This window comes from Paenibacillus sp. MMS20-IR301, from assembly GCF_032302195.1.
Classification (GTDB): domain Bacteria; phylum Bacillota; class Bacilli; order Paenibacillales; family Paenibacillaceae; genus Paenibacillus_AQ.
The window spans coordinates 403,540-423,833 of the sequence record NZ_CP135275.1; the positions used below are offsets into that span (position 1 = coordinate 403,540).

Here is a 20,294-nt window from a genome sequence, read left to right on the forward strand (position 1 = left end):
CCCAGTCAATGTACCTCTTTTCTGCAAGCGCTACCAGTGATATTATAGACTTGAACTAGCACAAAACCGACTTTGATAAAGGAGTGGGAGAGGGTGCTCTGTCTGGAATTTACGATCCCGCCGCTGCCGAAATTCGTCACGGTAGGGCTGGCCGTCTGGTCGCCGGGCGACCGGCATTTCGCCCGGACCTTCGGGGTATACGATCTGCTGCTGGTCAAGCGGGGAACGCTGTATATGGCTGAAGAGGGGAAGGAATACGCGATCGGTCCGGGCAGGCTGCTGGTGCTGGAGGCCGGGCTGCCGCACGAGGGTTACCGGGTCTGTGAAGCGGATACGGAGATTTACTGGGTGCACTTCATTCATGAGGGGAAGCCGGCCTATATCCGGCAGGAGGAGATTCCCTGGTCCGCACTGCTGGCCAAAGGAACGGTCGAGGATGAAGAGCCCTCTGCGCAGCAGCGGCTGTACATGCCGAAGTTTGCCGAAGTGGATGTAGAGTCGCTGGAGCCGATTTTGCATGAAATGAACGAAATTCACAGCCGGCTGAACGCCGAAAATGCCCTGCGGCTCCACGTTCTTCTGGCCGAGCTGATGGCGGCGCTTCAGGCCGAATGCGCCCGCACGGCACTGCCGGAGCCGGCGGTCCGGCTGGCCCGCGCAGCGGCGGCGTATCTGGACGGGCACTGGCGGGAGCCGTTTCAATTGACGGGGCTGCAGGAGGAGCTGCACTTCCAGGCGGATTATATTACGAGGTGCATGAAGCAGCATATCGGCACGACGCCGCTGCAGTATGTGCTCCAGCGGCGGCTGGAGGAAGCGAAGAAGCTGCTCGGCGGCACGGTGCTCAGCGTCTCCGATATTGCCGAACGGATCGGCATCCGGGATGCCAACTACCTGACCCGGCTGTTCAGCGCCAGATTCGGCATGACCCCGGTAGCTTACCGGAGGCGGCTGCGCCAGCGGGATGAAGCCGCCTCCGCAGGAGACAACAAGCAATAACTATCCGCGCTCCCCGGAGCCGCTGATCCGTTCACGGTATTCGGTTGGCGTGCAGTTATATAATTTGCGGAACTGGCGGGCGTAATAGTTCTGGTCATGGAAGCCGCTGTCCATGGCCACCTGGGATACCGGAAGATCCGGGTCCCGCAGCAGCGTGCAGGAATAGTCCAGCCGCTTGCGGATGACATAGTCCATGGGCGTAGTTTTGTAGTTGCGGGTGAAGACCCTCAGGAACTGGCGGGTGGACATATAAGCCATATCCGCCATAGACTGCAGGGTGACCGGCTGGAGGAAATGCTCCTCGATATAGGTAACTGCCTCACCGATCCGCAGCGCCTTGTTGTCCTCGCCTCCGCTGCTGTTCTGATAATAACGGGAGAGCATGCCCACGAGGGCGGTAAAATAGGTGCGGACCATCAGCCGGTAGCCGTCCTCCCGGCGCTCATGCTCAGCCAGGATCAGATCGAGCAGCCTTGTTGCCTCCAGCAGCTGCCCGGCATTCAGGGACAGCATGCCCCTGAAATACATCTCCTGCCGGTAAAAGGGCTCGATGTAGAACAAGGCCTGAAAGCCGGGAAGCAGCCTGAGCTCGGGCTGCTGCAGCAGCTCCTCGGGCTGGAACATCACGTTCACGTACTCAATATCCTCGACATTCTTGTAGCCATGGGAAACACCGCTGTGAATCAGAAAAACCTGGCCGGCCGTTACCGGATACTCTCTCCCCTCGATAATATGCACGGCGCTTCCTGACAGAATGACGACAAGCTCAGAGAAGTCATGGCTGTGTACATAGTAATCATGGGTCAGCGGACATTTCTGGATGCGGAAGGTAAATCCGGGCTCAAGTCCGATGTCCCGCGCTAATAATTTGGTTGTCATGGCATTATTATGCTAAGGAAGGGCGATATCGTCAAGGCGGAAAAGGGCAGGCGGCGCTACCATTAGATTGCGGGCATACCGCCGTTAAGGAAGGTCATACGCCTTGGCGTACTTGTCAGGAGGGAAAAGCATGCTGCCTTTATTCACGACTAAGATAATGGAGAACCACAATTCCGAGCAGCCGCATGCCCTGTTTCTTGGAGACAGCATTACGGCTGACGGTCAATATATCCGGCTGGCCGGAGAATGGCTGAAGAAGCACCGGCCGCAATCAGGAGTCCGGCTGACGGCACGGGGAGTGCCGAGCGAGACGGCCTCGGGACTCAGCGAGGCGGCACATCCGTTCCCGCGTCCCTGTATCCATGAACGGCTCACAAGGGAGCTTGCCGAAGCCTCCCCGGATGTAGTCGTAGCCTGCTACGGGATGAATGACGGGATCTACCATCCGTTCGTAGCTGACAGGTTTGCCGCCTATCAGGACGGAATGCGGCGGCTGAGCGCACAGATCCATGAAGCCGGGGCGAAGGTGGTCCTGCTGACCCCGCCGCCGTTCGATGCCCTGTCTATGAACGGCCCGCTGCTGCCGGCGGAGGCGGATGATTTCAGTTATCTTGCGCCCTATAGGGATTACAACCGGGTGCTGGAGCATTATGCGGACTGGCTGTTGTCCGGGGGCTGCCCGGCTGATCAGGTCATCGATCTGCGCACACCGCTGCTTGATCATATCAGGCAGGAACGGTCGATTAACACTGCTTACCGTTACGGTGACGGGATTCATCCGGATGTCTCCGGCCACCGGGTTATAGCGCATACTCTTTTACAAGAGCTCTTTGGTACAGAGCCGGAACTATGGCCGGATGTACGCCAGGAATAACAGAAGCTGCCCCAAAGGACGGATTGACAGGCAAAATCAGCCGGGATTATAGTTAGGTCACCTAAGCGCAGGGGGAGTGAACCCATGAATGTACTCCAGACGATCCGTTCACGCAAATATCTGCAGCGGATCTTACTCAGCTTTATGCTGGTGGTTGCCACACTCGCTGTGGCCTCGCTGTTTCTGAATGCCAGTGCCCGCAGCCGGGTGCTCAGCCTGCAGAATGAAGCTGACCGGAAGCTGCTGACCCAGATCAATTATAACGTTGAGAATATGAACGGCATCGTGAAGGATCTGGCTATATCGCTGTACAACGATGAAGAGCTGCTTGCGCTGAAGTCAGGTGCAGATTACAAGCAGAGTATTCTAAAGATAGAACGTCTGAATCACACCGTCGCCTCATCGCCGTATCTGCACGCCGCAGTCTTTTATAACGGCGCCCAGCAGCGGTTCTTTTCCTCACTTAACCATGACATCAATAACAGCACCTTGTATGGGGCTTTGGAGAGCTATATGGCTTCCCGCGCGGATCTGCCGAAGCTGCAGCTGATTCCCCTGGATCTGGACGGCAAAAACGAGGGGATCGATGTGTTCGCCTTCTTTCTGTATGACGGGGAGGCGCTGGGCTCCATCAATGACAATGTGCTGATTCTGACGGTGAAGCCGGACTGGATGCTTGACAATGTGAAAGCGCTTAATATGGTGGCCGAGCGGCAAAATGATGTGCTGTTCATTACCGACAGTGATGGCGAGGTGCTGATCTCGACGGACGGCCTGCTGCCCGCAGGACTTAACATTAAGCAGGACCTGCTGCCGCGGCTCACGCCGTCGGATAAGCCGGTGGATTCTTTTATCTATAATCATGAAGACCGCAAATACAAGGTCACTTATTTAAGCAAGGCGCTGAATAACTGGCAGATTGTCAGCCTGCAGGATTATGATGTGGTGCTGGGCAGCGTGCGGCAGATGAAATGGACGGAGGTGGCGGTCACGCTGTCGGTCGTTCTGCTTGCGGTCATGCTGTCCGTGTTCTTCTCGCTGCGGCTGTATAAGCCGGTGGGCCAGCTGCTGACGCTGGTGCCGCAGAATGAACGCGGCGCCCCGCAGGGCCGGGATGAGCTGTCGCTGATTGCGGCCAATGTGACGGAGATGATCGGCAAGCTGAAGGGGCTGGAGCAGGAACGGGCCTCGCAGTCGAATATCGCCAAGGTGTACCAGCTGCGCAGCCTGGTCGGAGCAAGCGGGAATATAGACGAGAATACGTTCCTGCAGATCAGGGAGCAATATGGCCTTGATATTGCTTATCCGGGGCCGCTGCGGCTGGCCCTGGTGCAGATTGACGATCTTCAGGGGCTGGCTGCCGGCCAGGGTGCGGCGATGGAGCCCCTGCTGTACTTCGCCATTGCCAATATCGGCCAGGAGCTGCTCAGCCAGGACGGATCATGCGAAGCTGTAGATATGAAAAGCGGGCATCTGGTCTTCATATTCGGCAGCGGGGCAGTTACGGCAGACGGCCCCCCGGGAGCACGGAAGCTGGAGCAGCTGAATGACCGCTTTAAGGAGCTCCAGCAGACCGTACTGGCTTATTACCGAATTACCTTCACCGTTACACTCAGTGAGGTATTCACAGACTACCGCAGCCTGACCCGGCATTATAATCTGGCGGTCCGCCACTCGAATTACCGGATGATTTACGGCAAGGGGGCGGTGCTTAAGCCGGAGCAGCTGCGGGAGAATGAACAGAATGAGACACTGCGCATCCCGCAGGAGCTGGAGCGCCAGCTGACCGAGGGGCTGAAGGGCGGCGATCTGGAGGAGACGGAGCAGGCGATCCGCAGCTGGAGGGAGCTGCTCGGCGGCTTCAGCTACGAGAATATGTTCTCGGCGGTATTGCATCTGGCGGTTACGCTGAGCAATACGCTGGGGGAGATGAACAGCCATAACGTCAATCCGGTATCCGTCAACCTGCAGGCCATCAACCGGCGGATTCTGGAGAAGGAGACGCTTGATGAGATCGAAGCCGTGCTGCTGGAGGTTGTGAGCGAGGTGGCAGAGCAGCGGCGGAGCGGCCGCGAGGACAAGAGCCGCCTGCTGGCGGAGACCGTGAAGGAGATTATCGGCCGGCACTATGCTGACCCGGACCTCAATGTGCAGCGGATTGCCGACATGCTGAAGATGAGCTCCGTTTATCTGGGCCAGGTATTTAAGTCGCAGGAGGGCATAACGGTGGTTGACCAGATCAATGCGGCGCGCCTCGCCTATGCCAGGGACTACCTGGAGCAGAAGGATTTAACCGTAACAGAGATTATGGAGAAGGTAGGCTTCGGCAACGAAAGCTATTTTTACCGGCTGTTCAAACGCCGCTACGGCACGACACCGAAGGAATACCGCCTGAAATCAGCCATTGACCGCAGTAAATAAGAACAGAATGCGGGCCCGCGAGTGAGATTTTTTCATTCCGCGGGTCTTTTTTTGCTTTTCACCGCACAGCCGCAGTGTAAGCTTGGCCTGAACAGGAATCAGGGAACTGTACAGCCCGGATTTACAGCATTCTTGTGATTGTACAGTACCGGAAATGCTCGCTGCTGCGCTATTCTAAGGCCATGCAAAGCCTGACACACAGGCAGCCGTTAACGAGGAAAGGAAGGGGCTTTGGTTATGCAGAAGAACGTTACACTTACCGGGCAGGGGGCACAAGCGGGTGCGCCGCCGGGAAAACGGAGGAAGTCATGGGCCGGAAGAGAGCTGCATCATTTTAAGAACAACCGCGAGCTGTTTCTGCTCTCCCTGCCGGGGATATTGTACAAATTAATTTTTGCTTATATTCCGATGATTGGGCTGATTATTGCCTTCAAAAACTACCGCTATGATCTGGGCATCTTCGGCAGCAAGTGGGTGGGGCTGGATAATTTCCGTTATTTGTTCACCACCGATACAGCCTGGCGGATTACCCGCAATACGGTTCTTTATAACACCGCTTATATCCTGGTGGGTACCTCGGCGGCGCTGCTGCTGGCGATCCTGATGAACGAAATTAAGGCCAAGGTGAGCAAGTTCTACCAGACGGCGCTGTTTTTGCCCCATTTTCTGTCATGGGTGCTGGTCGGGTATGTCGCGTACGCCTTCCTGAACCATTCCGACGGCTTCATCAACCGCACGCTGGAATCGTTCGGCCTTGATCCGGTCAGCTGGTACCAGAATGCCGCACCGTGGCCGTTCATCCTCATCCTGGTGCAATTATGGAAGGTTGTGGGCTTTAATACGCTGATTTATTTTGCCGGCATTATCGGCATTAACAGTGAATATTACGAGGCGGCGCGGATCGACGGGGCAACCAAGCCGCAGATGGCGTTTAAGATCACGATCCCGCTTATGGCTCCGATCATCATCATCATGCTGATCCTGTCCATCGGCAATATGTTCCGCGGCGACTTCGGCCTGCACTATTTTATCCCGAACAACTCGGGCTTTCTCTACGGCTCTACAGATATTATTGATACTTATGTGTACCGTGCACTGCGTGAAGTCGGCAATGTGAGCATGTCTGCAGCTACAGGCTTCTACCAGTCGGTTGTCGGTCTGGTGCTGGTGCTGACGGCCAACGGCATTGTACGCAAGGTTGATCCCGATAACTCTCTATGGTAAGGAGGTGCCAGACAGTGGCCCGCAAAAAATTCGAATTCTCCAAGCTGTTCATTAATCTGCTGTTTACGGTACTCTCGCTTGTAGTCATTCTGCCGTTCCTGCTGGTCGTTGCCGTGTCGCTGACGGACGAAAAGTCGCTGACCGCCAACGGATACCAGTTCATCCCGGAAAAAATCAGTCTGGATGCCTACCGCTATCTGCTGGATGCCCCGGACATTCTGTTCCGTGCTTACGGGGTGACCCTCACCATCACTATAGTTGGAGCGCTGTTAGGCCTGCTGCTGACTGCGATGACCGCGTACGTCATTTCCCGGCAGGATTACCGGTATAACCGGGTGACCACCTTTTATGTGTTCTTTACGATGCTGTTCAGCGGCGGGCTCGTTCCCTCCTACATCCTCATTACGCAATACCTGCATCTGAAGGACAGTCTGTGGGCGCTGATTCTGCCGATCCTGCTGTCGCCGTTCAACATTATGGTCATGAAAGGGTTCATGTCCAAGATTCCGCTTGAGATCATTGAATCGGCCAAAATCGACGGGGCGCGGGAGTTCCGCATCTTCTTCCGGATCATTCTGCCGCTCTCCACTCCGGCGCTGGCCACACTGGGGCTGCTGATCTCCTTCACCTACTGGAACGAATGGTTTAACGCGATGCTCTACATCGATGATCCGAATAAGGTGCCGCTGCAGCTGCTGCTGGTGCGGACGCTCAACAGTATTGAGTTTCTCACAACCAATTCGGAGTTTACCGGACAGCTTGGCATTGATTTGTCCAGCTTCCCGAACAGCTCGGCGCGGATGGCGATTGCGGTGCTGGCCGGCGGTCCGATGCTGGTGATCTTCCCGTTTTTTCAGCGGTTTTTTGTCAAAGGACTTACGGTTGGCTCCCTAAAGGGTTAACATACAATCATGTACAAAGTACAGGAGGTCACACACATGAAAAAAAGACTGTTTGGAGTTCTGGCGCTCGTCTTGCTGGCGTCATCGGTGCTTAGCGCCTGCGGCGGTAACGGCAACAATGGAAACAACGGCAACAGTGCAGGAGGCACTGCCACGGAAGGCGCACAGACGGCGGCTCCGGCTACGGACTCAGGCTCAGCAGAGCTAAAGCCGGTCGAACTGACCTGGTATTATCCGCTGTCACAGCTGCAGGCCGACCAGGCTAAGGTGCAGGAGGAAGTCAACAAGATTGTGCAGGAGAAAATCAATGCCACAGTCAAGCTGATGCCGGTCGCTGTCGGGGACTATGTGCAGAAGATGAATACGGTGCTGGCTGCCGGTGAGAAATTCGACATTCTCTGGACCGGGTATATGCTGAAGCCGGAGGAGCTGGTCCGTAAAGGCGCGATTCAGCCGATGGATGCGCTGCTGGAGCAATATGCCCCTGAGCTGAAGGCCGATGTGCCGCAGGTGATGTGGGACGGCCTCTCGGTAGACGGGGAAATTTACGGGATTCCGAACCAGCAGATCAACGGCTCGCGTTACGGATTCATTATCCAGAAGCGTTTTGCCGACAAGTACAATCTTGACACCGCTTCCATCAAAAAGATCGCTGATATTGAGCCGTTCCTGGCCCAGATCAAGCAGAACGAACCGGACATTATCCCATTCGGCGTCTTCGGCACCTCCTTTATCAATCCGCAGTCGCATGATGACCAGTACTGGGTAGTTCCGGGCCTGGATGACCACTTCTATATCAAGACTGATGATCCTACCTATACCCTGCACCGTTACCCGGAAGAGGAGCTCGACAATTTCCGGCTGGCCAGCAAATGGTATAAGGAAGGTTATATCTACAAAGATGCCGCTACGGAAAAAATGAACGATTATCTGACCAAAGGCCAGATTGCCGTTGACTTCAACGTTACGCTTAAGCCGGGTGTTGAGGCGGAAGTGAAAGCCAAAAACGGCGGTAACGAAGTCATTACGGTTCCGCTGAGCGACTGGTTCTCCAACGGCTATTCGGCAACGACCAACCAGTCGATCAGCCGCACGTCTGCCAATCCTGAACGGGCTATGATGCTGCTCAACCTGGTGAACACCGATAAGGCGCTGTACAATCTGCTCGCCAATGGTGTAGAAGGTGTCCACTACGAGAAGACAACAGGCGATTACATCAAGGCACTGCCGGATTCACGTTATATGCCGAATATGGACTGGGTTTTTGGCAGCGTCTTCAATTCCTATCTGAAGGAAGGCCAGCCGGAGAATGTCTGGGAAGAAACCAAGAAGATCAATTCCGATTCCGAGGTTAATCCTGTCGGCGCCTTCAAGTTCAACTCCGAGCCGGTCAATACGGAGATTGCCAACCTGAACGCCGTCTGGGGCGAATACAAGCGGGGACTTGTTACAGGCACCCTGGATTTCGAAGAAACCTGGCCAGCACTGTACGGCAAGCTGAAGGAAGCCGGCGAAGAGAAGTATGTAGCGGAAGTAACGAAGCAGTTCGAACAGTTCCTGAAGGATAAAGGCTTGAAGAAGTAAGACTAGAGAGACACTGCAATACTGGAGAAACCTGCTGCTCATGGACGGCTTTGCCAATTCAATCATTTTGGCAGGGCCGTCTTTATTTCAATCCGAAAGGAAGAGGAGCTTTGGTGAAAAAAAGGTTGCTTGCAGCGCTTATGGCTGGTCTGCTCTTCATGACGATTCCCGTTCCGGCTGTTACGTCTTCTGTGTCAGCGGAGGGAACAAACCCTGGAATGACATTGTATGTGGCTACAAATGGAAGCGATTCCAATAGCGGGACGCTGAATGCCCCCTTTCAGACGCTGGAAAAAGCGCGTGACGCCATCCGCACCCTGAAAGCGGGGAACGGGCTGCCGGAGGGCGGTGTTACCGTTATGCTGCGCGGAGGCCGGTATGAACGGACCGCCAGCTTCGAGCTGCGCCAGCAGGATTCAGGTGAAGCGGGCAAGCCGGTCACTTATACGGCTTATCCGGGGGAGTCCGTAACCTTATCTGGCTCTAAGCACCTGGCCAAGTCAGCGTTCGTCCCGGTCACGGATTCCGCTATACTCGGCCGTATTATCAGCCCGGAGGCGAGAACCAAGGTGCTGGTTGCCGATCTGGCCGCGCTCGGGATTACCGATTACGGCCAGCTCAGCCGCCACGGCTATTATCTGGCCAATGATCTGAGCGAGGTGCCGCCGATGGAGCTGTACGTGGCCGGGGAAGGGATGACGCTGGCCCGCTGGCCTAACGAATCCACTGTCCAGATGGATGAGATTATAGATCCCGGTCCGACGCGGCGTGATCCGAACGGGGAGGTCCATACGCGCGGCGGCACCTTCACCTATACGTATGACCGGCCCCAGTACTGGACCGAGGCGGATGATATCTGGCTGGACGGGATTTTCGGCTACAGCTGGGAATGGTCGTACAATAAAATCGCCTCCATCGATACAGCCGCCAAAACAATCACCCTCCGTTACGGGGAGATGAGCGGGCTGTTCAAGAACTGGTATCCGGATTTCCATTTTGCGCAAAATCTGCTTGAAGAGATCGACATGCCCGGCGAGTATTACATCGACCGCACCGCACGCAAGCTGTACTTCCTGCCCAATGCCTCCTTCGCGGCTGCAGCAGACCCTGATATTGAAGTCACGATGCTCAAAACACCGATGATCAACGCGCTTAACGCCTCTTATACCGATTTCTCGGAGCTGGTGCTGGAGAACGGCCGTGATTCAGCTGCGGTATTCATGGGCGGCAGCCATATGCGTATCCTGAACAGCGAAATCCGCAATTTCACCAACAGCGGTGTGCTGATCAATACGCAGAGCAGATTCTATTACAACAACTTTGAAGGCGCACCGGGAACAGATCATGACATTATCAGCACTCACATCCACCATATCGGCGGTACGGCCGTTACATTGACGGGCGGTAACAAGACAACGCTCGCGCCGGGAAATAACGCCGTGGAGAACTCGCATATTCATGATTTTGCCTACTACCATAAGGCCTATAATCCGGGAGTGCTGCTGTCCGGGGTCGGCAACCGGATGTCGCATAACGAGCTGCATGATGCGCCTCATCCCGGCGTGCTGATCTTCGGCAATGACCATACCGTGGACTACAACGAAATCTATGATGTATGCACCACCTTCTCCGACCTCGGTGCAATCTACATGAATGCGGGCGAGCAGCCTCATGAGCGGGGCACCGTCATTAAGCGGAACTACTTCCATAACATCGGGGAGAGCAAGGCGGGGGTAGAGGGCGTTTATCCTGACAATTTCACGATGGGGCTGACGATTGACGAGAATATTTTCTACAAAATGGGCAATTCGGCTATTAAAAACAACGGCGGCGCGCATATCCAGACGCGGAACAATATTTTTATCGACAGCAAAATTCCGTACGATTATGCCGACCTGTACCTCGGCGATGAGCCGGATGACCAGGTACCGCTGAATTACATGCCGAAGTGGCAGGCGCTGTTCGCAGCGAACAACAATTTCACGGGTACGCCTTATATGGCGAAGTATCCTGAGCTGGCGGACTTCTTCACGGAGAACCGTTATTATCCCGACACCAACACCTTCCAGGGGAATGTCATTTATAATCCGGTGGTCCCGCGCAGTGTGACAACCAATGTGTACGGGGCGTATGACAAATTCGGACTGGTGCAATACGCAGATAACCTGGTAAGCACAGCAGACCCGGGCTTCACCAATCTGGCCGGAGGGGACCTGTCCCTGCGTCCGGATGCCGCGGTATTTAATGCTATTCCGGACTTCCCGGACATTCCGTTTGCCGACATCGGCATCAATGGCAAGGCGGGGACAACGGCAGGACCGGACAGCTATCCGGTAGAGGACGTTGTGGTGTATGACCAGGCCGTTACCGTAGACCGCTGGAAAACAGTCAAGCTGCGCACGGCTGTCCTGCCGTGGAATGCGGATCATCCTGAGCTGACCTTCTCCTCGGCCGATCCTGCGGTCGCATCCGTGGACAGTTCCGGTGTCGTTACCGGAGGGACGGTTGTCGGCAGCACGGTGATTACAGTCGCTTCGGCGGAGAACCCGCTGCTTACGGCAGAGGTGAGCGTGACCGTGGAAGCGGGCGACGGCGTAATGGATTTCACCAATTTCGAATCGGGGGCGAACGGCTGGAGTCAGGATGCCTACCGCAGCATTGAGAAAATCGGCGCAAACCGCTGGTACAAGGTGCTGAACGGGGCTTCCTCGCTCAGTGCCAAAAGCTTCTCCGAATATGAGCTGAGCTTCCGGCTCAAGACGCCGGCGGTGATGGGCGACAATGTGAACCTGTATGTGTTCGACCGGCAGGCCGGCAGCGGCTCCAGCCGGATCGGTTATAAGACACGGGCAGACGGCAGCTCGGCCTGGCTGCTCTACAATTCAGCCTGGACGGTGCTGAAGGAAGTGAAGCTGCCGGAGCATGACCTGCTGCCGGATACGGAATATAACGTCAAAATGCTAGTAAAAGGCGGAGACATCAGCCTCTACCTGGACGGGGAATTCCGGCTGAAGGGCAATGATCCGGGGCACAATGCCGCGGGGAAAGTCGGCTTCTATGTCAATAACATCAGCCACATGCTGTTCGATGACATTCAGTTCAAGGCCCCGACCACGGAGCTGGCCGGAATCATTCCGGCGGAGAGAGAGGTGCGGCTCGCCGCCGGGGAACAGCAGCAGCTGCATCTGTCCTTCGATCCTTCGGATACGCCTGACACTGGAGTTACCTGGCAGTCGGCCAATCCGGCAGTAGCCACTGTAGACCCGGCTGGAGTCGTCAGCGCTGTGTATGAAGGAAGTACGGTGATTACAGCTGTGTCGGTGGCAAATCCGCTCATTACAGCTGATATTTCCGTAACTGTCTCCAATATTATGCATGAGACGACCTTTGAGAACGGCGGCAACGGCTGGCCGGTGGACCCTAACCGCAGCATCTCAGCCGACCCTGACGGGAACCGGCGCTACAAGCTGCTGAACGGGGCTACGGCGCTGCTCGAGCGCAGCTTTACGTCCTACCAGCTGGAATTCAAGCTGAAGACACCGTCCGTGATGCCGGATAACGGGATTCTCTATCTCTTTGACCGCCAGGACAGCTCCGGCTCGACCCGGATCGGTTACCGGACCCGGGCAGACGGCACCTCGGCCTGGATTCTGTACAACACCGCCTGGCAGAAGCTGACCGAGTCCGTCCTGCCGGGACATGATCTGCAGCCGGATACCGAATATACGGTGAAGCTGACGGCCAAGGACGGCGATATCAGCGTTTACATTGACGGTACATTAAGGCTGTCCGGCAGCGATCCGGGCCATCGGCCGTCGGGTAAGGTCGGTTTCTACACCAGCGGTTTTGACTATATGCTGTTCGACGACATTGTGTTCTCGGTGTTGCCTTGAGTGACTTGAGGCTGGCGGCGGCCCTCCCTGCGGGGAGGGCTGTTTGCATCCGGGCAAGAAAGTCCGGTTAGCCAACGAGCGGAGCGGATGTCGTTATCATGCTAAACATGGGCAGCATCGTCAAGGCGATACAGGGTTGTATGCGGTAACATGAAAGAGAAGACACGTTTGGGAGGTGCAGCATGAAGCGCTGTTTGTATAGGGCTGAATGGCTAGGGGAAGAGAAGGAAGCTGCTGCTTTTGTACGGAGCAGTGAGCTCGCAGGTTCACTTAACGAAGCGATGGCCGGTCTGCGCGCAGATCATTTAAGCCTGTTTGCCGCCGGTAAACAGCTGTTTCTGTATTATGAATGCCTGGCAGAGCCGGTTAGACCGGAGCAGCTGCTGCCAGATATCTCACGGCAGCTTGCCGTCTGGCCGGGCGGGAAGCCGGGACGGCGCTGGGCACCGCTGGCCGATATTTTTCATTACCAGCAGCCAGTGTCGGCGGAGCATTGGCAGCGGCGGAATGCTGCGGGTAAGCCTTACGGCCGCCTGGCTATGCTGAAGCCGGAAGCGGCGGCCAGCTACATTTACTATCACTATCAGTATCAGGAGGAACGGCCGGGGGACGGGGATAAGTACGGGATGATCGGGCTGCACGAGAATATGCTGTTTTTTTATGCCGAGCAGCCGGACACCCGGGAGCCTGCGCCATATGAAGGCAAGCTGCGAACCTCGCTGCGTCCGGATAATTGGGGGGAAGTGATGGAGCCGCATTTCATGAAATGGGAGGGTGCCCCGGCGGGGCAGGCGCTGTGGAAGAACATGGAGCTGCTGCTTGAGCTGCGCGCTCAGAGCGGACAGCAGGGGGTGCGGCATGCGTAATTTATTATGCCTGAACGGCGAATGGGATTTCATGCCGCTGTACGGTCAGCCGCAATGCCGCAGCCTGCCGGACACTATTGTGTACGAGGATTGCAAGGTGCTCGTACCCTCCAGCTGGAGGCGGACCTATCCGCAGCCGGACGGCAGAACCTTCGGGAAAATCCCGGAATATGATTATGCGCCGTTTGACCTGTACGGTTACCCGGAGGAGTGGGACGCCGCTGAGTCAGGAGTGCTGCACCGCAGCTTCCGGGTTCCGGAGAGCATGGCGGGACAGCGGATCGTGCTGCGGCTGGACGGGATTATGCAGAAAGCAGTCATCTATCTGGACGGCCAGGAAGCAGGTGTCTGGGAAGACGGCTATCTTCCGCTCAGGCTTGATATCACTTCCTTAGTGGAGCAGGGGCGGGAGCATCAGCTGCATGTAGTATGCAGCAGCTTCGACACGGTCCTCCTGCCGAATGGAACGTCCAAGATTACCGGACTGATGGGCTCCTGGTATGGCAGAATCAGCCGGGGCATCTGGCAGGATGTGTATCTGGAAGGCTATCCTGTGCTTGCGCTGGAGGATGTAACCTTCCATACCTCTGTGAGGGAAGGGCGGTTAGAGGTTCAGGCGCTTGCAGCCGGGACAATAGCTGCCGAAGCTGACCGGGGTCCATTAAAGGTAAGGCTGAGTATACGGGAGAAGGGCGTGCTGCGGCGGGGTGAAGACGATGCGGAAGGGCCGGATGTGCGGGAAACAGATGAGAATACCGTGGAGCTGAAAGAGCTGCGGGGGCTAGAAATCAGGGGAGTACCGGGAGCTGCTGCCGGGTCTGTCCTGTCTGCGGAAAGTCCGGCTGAGCCGGCCGAAGCTGCGGCTGCCGGGAAGCTCAGGCTGTGCGAGAACACGCGGGAAGGAGCCGTATACAGCGCCTCCTTCCACTTGGATTGGGACAGCGCCAGACTGTGGAGTCCGGATCAGCCGTTTCTCTACACTGCGGTGCTGGAGCTGCTGGAGGGCCAAACGGTTATTGACCGGTATACCGAAGATTTCGGCTTCCGCGAATTCTGGAGCGAAGGCCCGCAGTTTATGCTGAACGGCATTCCGGTCAATCTGCGCGGCGACTCCTGGCATTTCCAGGGCGGGCTGCAGATGACAGATAATTATATCCGCAACTGGTACCGCATCTGCCGGAGCGTTGGCATCAACAGCATCCGGCTGCATGCCGAGCCTTATCCGGCTGATTATCTGCGGATTGCCGATGAGGAAGGGATGCTGATTGTTGATGAGACGGCGATTTACGGCTCGGGCAAATCGATGCTGGCTGATCATCCGGCCTACGTAGAGAACTGCCGGCAGCATGTGCGGCGGCTGGTCCGGCGTGACAAGAATCATCCGTCCATTATCCTCTGGAGCCTGCAGAATGAAATGCGCTGGGTGGACGGGCGGGACGGCTTCAAGCTGCACATGCCCGGCCTGATGGCGGAGATTCGCAGCCTTGACCCGACCCGGCTGATCATCGCCGATGGAGACAACCGGCTGCTGGCCAAGGAGCATACGGAGGTGGAGAGCCGTCACTATAATATCGACGGAGCCCTCAGCCAGTGGGACCGGTCGGTACCGCTGACCTTCGGGGAGCACGGCGGCTGGTGGTATATCTGCCCGCAGAACAGCAGCATGTACACCGGCCTTGAGGTCTACCGGGGTACGGATGAGAGCACAGCAGGGCTGGCCCAGAAGGAGCGGCTGTTTGTCGAGTATGCCAGACGGCAAGGCGTATCCGGCATTTCGACCTTTAACTTCGCCCATTATTTCATGCGGGCGATGCCGGAGCGTGAGATTGTCCTGCCGCCATCAGACCCGGCTGTTCCGGGCGTGAAGCCTAAGTGCATTCCGGCCTACTCACTGACGATTAACAACGGCATGCTGCCGGAGGAGTATCAGCTGTACACCCCTAACCCGGCCTTTGCCATTATGGCTGCAGCCTTCAAGCCGGCAACGATCATTGCCGCTGAATACAACAGCTGGTTCTATGATGACCAGCCGGTGGCCCGCAGCTTTGATGTCTATAACGATACGTATTCGCCCCAGGATGTCCGGGTTGAGGTCGTGATCCGCCAGGGCGGCAAGAGTGTCCATGAGCAGACCCTACAGTTCGTTCAGCAGCCTGCTGAACATAAGGTGATTGAACTGGAGTGGAAGCCTCTCCCGGCTGGTGACGGGGAGCAGGCAGAGCTGACAGCACTGCTGTTCCATGGCGGACAGCAGCTGCATGAGCTGCGTCTGGAATACAGAATGGTATCCGCAAGTCTGCTGGAGCAGCCGGTGAACCTCGGGGGGCAGGCAGCCTATTACGGAGCCGACCGTGATTATGCCTACATCCGCAGGCTTGTTCCGGACTGTAAGCGGGTGGTCTCCGCCGAGGCGGCCGGACTTGCCTCCGGTTCGCTGCTGATTGTCGGCAGCTATGCGGAGGATGCGGACGGCATGCTTGAGACGCAGCTGCAGGCCTTCGCCGCGCGCGGCGGCCGGGTGCTGCTGCTGGAGCAGAGCAGCTTGTCGCTAGGCCGGCTGCCGCTCTCGCGCCGGCCGTTCCTCCGCGCCCATGCCGGCAGCTACAAGCATCCGGTGCTGGAGGGCTTCGACGACAGCAGCCTCATGTTCTGGCACGCGGAGCTGCGGGAAGAAGGGCCGCTGCCGATTATCCGCGCGGCCTTCGAGAAGCCGGTGACCGGCGATTTCACCCTGCTGCTGGAATGCAGCACGGGCGATTTCGGCGACGGCGGCGATCTGTGGTCGCCGCTCCTTGAATACCGCAGCGGAGCGGGCCTGCTCCTGGCCAATCAGCTGGAGCTGATGGCCCATCTGGAGCAGGTCCCGCAGGCCTGCCTGCTGCTGCGGAACCTGCTGGCCCACGCCGGTGGCACCGCCGGCGCAGGCCAGCCCCTGCCCGGGGCGCCGCTGGCCCGCCCCGGGGGCCCGCCGCCGCGCTGGTCCGCGCCGGCGGTGAGGCCGCAGCCCTCCTGGCGGGGCTGCGGCTGCGGTACACGGCGCTGGAGCTGCCAGCGCCGATACCGGGCGCGCCTGGTGCAGCGGCGCGCCCTAACCTGCAGGACTTCGGCCTGATCGTGGCCGAAGCCTGCATGCTGGAGGCGCCGGGCACAGCCGCGGCGCTCCGGCACTACGCCGAAGCCGGCGGGCAGCTGGTGCTGCTGTCGGCTGAGCCGGGGCAGCAGGCGGCGCTCAGCGGCCTGCTGGACCGGCCCGTGCGCGTACAGCCGCACGAGGCGTACCACCTGGCGGCGGAATATGATTACGCCGCCGTGCAGGGATTCAGCCCTGTCGACCTGTTCGGCTTCGACAAGGTGTTTTTATCGCCGCGCGAGGTCAGGAACCATGTGCTGGCTGCACACAGCCTGGACATTGCCGGTGCGGACGCACTCTGCACAAGCTTTGAGGGAACAGCCTGGAAGGACTACTTCGTGCATGGCTACACGGCTGAGTACAGCCGGCTCGCGCTGGTGGAGCTGAACCGCAGGAAGGCCCGCCCTGCTGGAGCGTTCATGACTGAAGTCAAGCTTGGCGAAGGGTCCGTCATCTGCTCCCAGCTGCTGACCGGCCCCGGCAGTGACAAGGCGGTCCGCCTGTATACCCGGCTGCTGGCCAACTTAGGCGCATCCTTTGATGACGGCCTGCTGGACAGTGTGAAGGGGGACGGGGAGTGGGCTGTGGAAACGATGATGGCCCTGCCCTGCCTGCCCCACATTCATTTCGAAGAGATGAAGGCGTACTACATTGACCCGGAATTTTCATTAAATAATCTGGGCGAGGGCCTGTACGGCTGGATGCAGAAAAAAGAGCGCCGCCCCGGTGACGGCACCCTGCGCATAGCCAATGCTGGGAATAACCGCTGGTTTCTGAGCTGTTTTGTGGATGTCCCCGGAAAAGCAGGGGAGGCCGCTCAACATTACCCGGGCCGGCTGCGGATCAACACGGATGCCCCCTATGAAATTTACCTGAACGGTGAGCTTGTGTCTGAGCCGGAACGGGAGCTTACGCTGCAGACCGGGCTCAACCGGCTCATTGCCATCCTGCAGGGAACGGGCGGAGATCTGGCGTTTGGCCTGACCTTTTTGAACCGGGACGGCACCTACATGAAGGGCCTGGAATACCGTCTGACCCTGGACGAGGTTGAGCCGAAATAACCCCATTACATTATAAAGGAGCTGAAGCCCGGTGAATGCGGAGCTTACCAGACATAACGATCCGAAGGCATACTATGCCTTCAGGGATGAGGACAAAGAGGTCGAATTCAAGCGGCATGACATGCCGACACCGTGGATGAACTACTTGTCGAACGGCACCTTCCATATGATGATGTCGCATGCCGGCGGCGGTGTGGCTTTTTATAAGTCACCCCAGATCTGGCGGATTACACGCTACCGTTTCTTCCATCTGCCGATGGACCGCTCCGGCCCGTACATCTATGTGCAGGATGCCAAGACAGGCAGCTACTGGTGTCCGACCAATGAGCCTGCTCTGGATAAACCCGAGGAATGGAAAAGCGCCCACGGAATGGGCTACACCCGCTTTGAGGCCAAGCGCGGCGGTGTCGCGGCCCGGACGGTTTATTTTGTCGGACCGCATGAGAACTCACTGATCTGGAATCTGAACCTGACCAATGAAGGGACCGAGGCAACAGAGCTGAAGGTCTACGCCTATGCCGAATTCGGGATGATGGAGTTTATGCGTGAGCTGCAGTGGCAGTGCTATAACAAGCATCAGGTGTCGGTGCAGTATCATGAGGCTGAGGCGCTGGTCTACCGGTACGGGGTGGAGAACCAGCCGAAGCCTGAGGAGACGCCGCTTGTCTATCTGGCTGCGGATACGCCGCTTGCCGGCTATGACGGTGACCGTGAGGAGTTTATCGGCAGCTACCGCAGTGAAACCAATCCGGCGGCCATTGAACATGGCGGCTGTACCGGATCAACGCTGCTGGGCGGCGACCCGTGCGGCGCGTTGCAGTTCAATGTTACGCTTCAGCCGGGCGAGAGCCGGACGATTAATGTGTTTCTTGGTACGGCAGCGGATGAGGCGGAGGTATCGCGCGCTATCGCACACTCCAGGGAAGGCGGATTTGTAGAAGCCTCCTTCCAGGCGCTCCAGGAGAACTGGTCCGGCTACCTTGGCGCATGGGAGAGCCGCCTGCCGGATCAGGATGCCGAGCGGATGATCAACATCTGGAATCCGTATCAGGCACACCGCAACTTTCTGTTTTCACGCAATATTTCCTTTTACGCGACGGGCACGTTCCGCGGTGTAGGCTACCGGGATACGGCTCAGGATATACTTGCGGTTGTGCCTTTTGATACGGAGCTTGCTTGCGACAAGCTGAAGCTGCTGCTCGGCCAGCAGTACAGGGACGGGCATGTGAACCATTACTTCTTCCCGAACGAGGGTTGGGAGCCGGTCACGAGCATTCACTCGGATGACCATCTGTGGACGGCGCTCCCGGCCTGGGATCTGCTGGCGGAGACGGGGGATGCCGCGTTCCTGCAGGCCAAAGTGCCTTATTATGACGGCGGTGAAGGTACAGTGTATGAGCATTTGCGGGCGGCTATAAATTTTACGGCCTCCGAGCTCGGCTCCCGCGGCTTTCCGCTGATGCTGCGCTCGGACTGGAATGACCAGCTGTTCCGGGTCTGCCGCGAGGGAAAAGGGGAAAGCATCTGGACCTCAATGCAGCTTGGAACCGTACTGCTGCGGATGACTGATCTGGCTGCGGCAGCCGGGCATCCGGAGGATGCCGCCCGCTATGAGGAGATGTATGAGCGTCAGCGTGAGCTGGTCAACAGCATCGGCTGGGACGGCCGCTGGTTCCGCCGGGCAATCATGGATGACGGCCGGTTCCTCGGCAGTGATGAACACGACGAGGCCAAAATCTGGCTCAACGCCCAGACCTGGGCCACTATCTCCGGTATGGCAGACGGGGATAAGGGGCTGCAGGCGATGGACAGTGTGCGGGAAATGCTGGACACCGAGCTCGGAATCAAAAAAATCCACCCGTCCATCTCCACCTTCCCCGATCCTGCCGACCCTCTGACCAATTACAACAAGGGAACAGGAGAGAACGGAGCGGTTTTCTGCCACGCCAACACCTGGGCGATTATTGCGGAATGCCTGCTGGGCCGGGGGGATCTGGCTTATAAATATTACCGCCAGCTGCTGCCGAATGTTGCCATGGACAAAGCGGGCTTGTGGCGCTACAAAGCCGAGCCTTATGTCTATGCCTCCAACCTGTTCGGGCCGGAGTCCGACAAATTCGGACTCGCTAATGTTTCCTGGCTGACCGGCACCGCTGCCTGGATGTACGTGGCCGTTACCCAGTATATTCTCGGTGTAAAGCCGGTGCTGAAGGGCCTGTCCATCGACCCGTGCATTCCGGCGGACTGGGAAGGGTTCACGGTCAAGCGGCGTTTCCGCGGCTGCGTCTACGATATCTCGGTTACCAATGCCAATAAGGTCTGCAAAGGCGTCAAAAGCATTACCGCCGACGGCGAACCTGTAGAGGGGAACGTGCTCCCGGCTTATCCCGGACGCTCATCCGTTAAGGTCGAAGTCGTTCTGTAGAAAAACAGGCTTATCTCATCAGCGGACTGTATTTGG

The 20,294-nt window shown here is 57.5% G+C and carries 12 protein-coding genes; 11 read left to right on the forward strand and 1 reads right to left on the reverse strand.

Going from position 1 to position 20,294, the window contains the following annotated elements; genetic code table 11:
• The first annotated feature begins 93 nt into the window (after nucleotides 1-93).
• Nucleotides 94-999 (forward strand): helix-turn-helix transcriptional regulator, encoded by a 906-nt coding sequence (locus LOS79_RS01750; protein WP_315415830.1) that lies wholly within the window; start codon nucleotides 94-96, stop codon nucleotides 997-999.
• On the opposite strand, the gene LOS79_RS01755 is transcribed toward LOS79_RS01750, so the two are convergent.
• Nucleotides 1,000-1,878, reverse strand: coding sequence for a helix-turn-helix domain-containing protein (locus tag LOS79_RS01755; protein WP_315415832.1), 879 nt, complete (start codon nucleotides 1,876-1,878; stop codon nucleotides 1,000-1,002). It abuts the gene before it with no gap.
• Between the two features lie 130 nt (nucleotides 1,879-2,008).
• Here LOS79_RS01755 and LOS79_RS01760 point away from each other — a divergent pair, with 130 nt between their 5' ends.
• The 10 genes from LOS79_RS01760 to LOS79_RS01805 all read left to right on the forward strand — a co-directional run bounded on the left by LOS79_RS01760 (nucleotide 2,009) and on the right by LOS79_RS01805 (nucleotide 20,258).
• On the forward strand, nucleotides 2,009-2,752 hold the full coding sequence (locus LOS79_RS01760) for a GDSL-type esterase/lipase family protein (RefSeq protein ID WP_315415833.1): 744 nt from the start codon (nucleotides 2,009-2,011) through the stop codon (nucleotides 2,750-2,752).
• An 84-nt stretch (nucleotides 2,753-2,836) separates the two neighbouring features.
• Nucleotides 2,837-5,173, forward strand: coding sequence for a helix-turn-helix domain-containing protein (locus LOS79_RS01765; RefSeq protein ID WP_315415834.1), 2,337 nt, complete (start codon nucleotides 2,837-2,839; stop codon nucleotides 5,171-5,173).
• A gap of 237 nt (nucleotides 5,174-5,410) precedes the next feature.
• Entirely contained in the window at nucleotides 5,411-6,397 is a 987-nt protein-coding gene (locus LOS79_RS01770; RefSeq protein WP_315415835.1) for an ABC transporter permease, read from the forward strand.
• Nucleotides 6,391-7,299 carry a carbohydrate ABC transporter permease gene (locus LOS79_RS01775; RefSeq protein WP_315415836.1) on the forward strand — a complete coding sequence of 303 codons (909 nt, stop codon included), beginning with the start codon at nucleotides 6,391-6,393 and terminating at the stop codon, nucleotides 7,297-7,299. The genes LOS79_RS01770 and LOS79_RS01775 overlap by 7 nt, the downstream gene beginning before the upstream one ends.
• A 36-nt stretch (nucleotides 7,300-7,335) precedes the next feature.
• A complete protein-coding gene (locus LOS79_RS01780) occupies nucleotides 7,336-8,883 on the forward strand; it encodes an ABC transporter substrate-binding protein (protein WP_315415837.1) in 1,548 nt (515 codons plus the stop codon).
• Between the two features lie 113 nt (nucleotides 8,884-8,996).
• Entirely contained in the window at nucleotides 8,997-12,776 is a 3,780-nt protein-coding gene (locus tag LOS79_RS01785) for an Ig-like domain-containing protein (RefSeq protein ID WP_315415838.1), read from the forward strand.
• Between the two features lie 182 nt (nucleotides 12,777-12,958).
• Nucleotides 12,959-13,642 carry a hypothetical protein gene (locus LOS79_RS01790; protein ID WP_315415840.1) on the forward strand — a complete coding sequence of 228 codons (684 nt, stop codon included), beginning with the start codon at nucleotides 12,959-12,961 and terminating at the stop codon, nucleotides 13,640-13,642.
• Nucleotides 13,635-16,754, forward strand: coding sequence for a glycoside hydrolase family 2 protein (locus LOS79_RS01795; RefSeq protein ID WP_315415842.1), 3,120 nt, complete (start codon nucleotides 13,635-13,637; stop codon nucleotides 16,752-16,754). The genes LOS79_RS01790 and LOS79_RS01795 overlap by 8 nt, the downstream gene beginning before the upstream one ends.
• A gap of 2 nt (nucleotides 16,755-16,756) precedes the next feature.
• Complete coding sequence (locus LOS79_RS01800) at nucleotides 16,757-17,833, forward strand: hypothetical protein (RefSeq protein WP_315415844.1); 1,077 nt, start codon at nucleotides 16,757-16,759, stop codon at nucleotides 17,831-17,833.
• A gap of 31 nt (nucleotides 17,834-17,864) precedes the next feature.
• Nucleotides 17,865-20,258 carry a GH36-type glycosyl hydrolase domain-containing protein gene (locus tag LOS79_RS01805; RefSeq protein ID WP_315415846.1) on the forward strand — a complete coding sequence of 798 codons (2,394 nt, stop codon included), beginning with the start codon at nucleotides 17,865-17,867 and terminating at the stop codon, nucleotides 20,256-20,258.
• The last annotated feature ends 36 nt before the right edge of the window (nucleotides 20,259-20,294 follow it).

Excerpts from the sequence above, each read along its gene's own strand:
- LOS79_RS01755 (WP_315415832.1), bottom strand. The coding sequence starts at position 1,878 with ATGACAACCAAATTATTAGCGCGGGACATCGGACTTGAGCCCGGATTT.
- LOS79_RS01760 (WP_315415833.1), top strand. The coding sequence starts at position 2,009 with ATGCTGCCTTTATTCACGACTAAGATAATGGAGAACCACAATTCCGAG.
- LOS79_RS01765 (WP_315415834.1), top strand. The coding sequence starts at position 2,837 with ATGAATGTACTCCAGACGATCCGTTCACGCAAATATCTGCAGCGGATC.
- LOS79_RS01770 (WP_315415835.1), top strand. The coding sequence starts at position 5,411 with ATGCAGAAGAACGTTACACTTACCGGGCAGGGGGCACAAGCGGGTGCG.
- LOS79_RS01775 (WP_315415836.1), top strand. The coding sequence starts at position 6,391 with ATGGTAAGGAGGTGCCAGACAGTGGCCCGCAAAAAATTCGAATTCTCC.
- LOS79_RS01780 (WP_315415837.1), top strand. The coding sequence starts at position 7,336 with ATGAAAAAAAGACTGTTTGGAGTTCTGGCGCTCGTCTTGCTGGCGTCA.
- LOS79_RS01790 (WP_315415840.1), top strand. The coding sequence starts at position 12,959 with ATGAAGCGCTGTTTGTATAGGGCTGAATGGCTAGGGGAAGAGAAGGAA.
- LOS79_RS01795 (WP_315415842.1), top strand. The coding sequence starts at position 13,635 with ATGCGTAATTTATTATGCCTGAACGGCGAATGGGATTTCATGCCGCTG.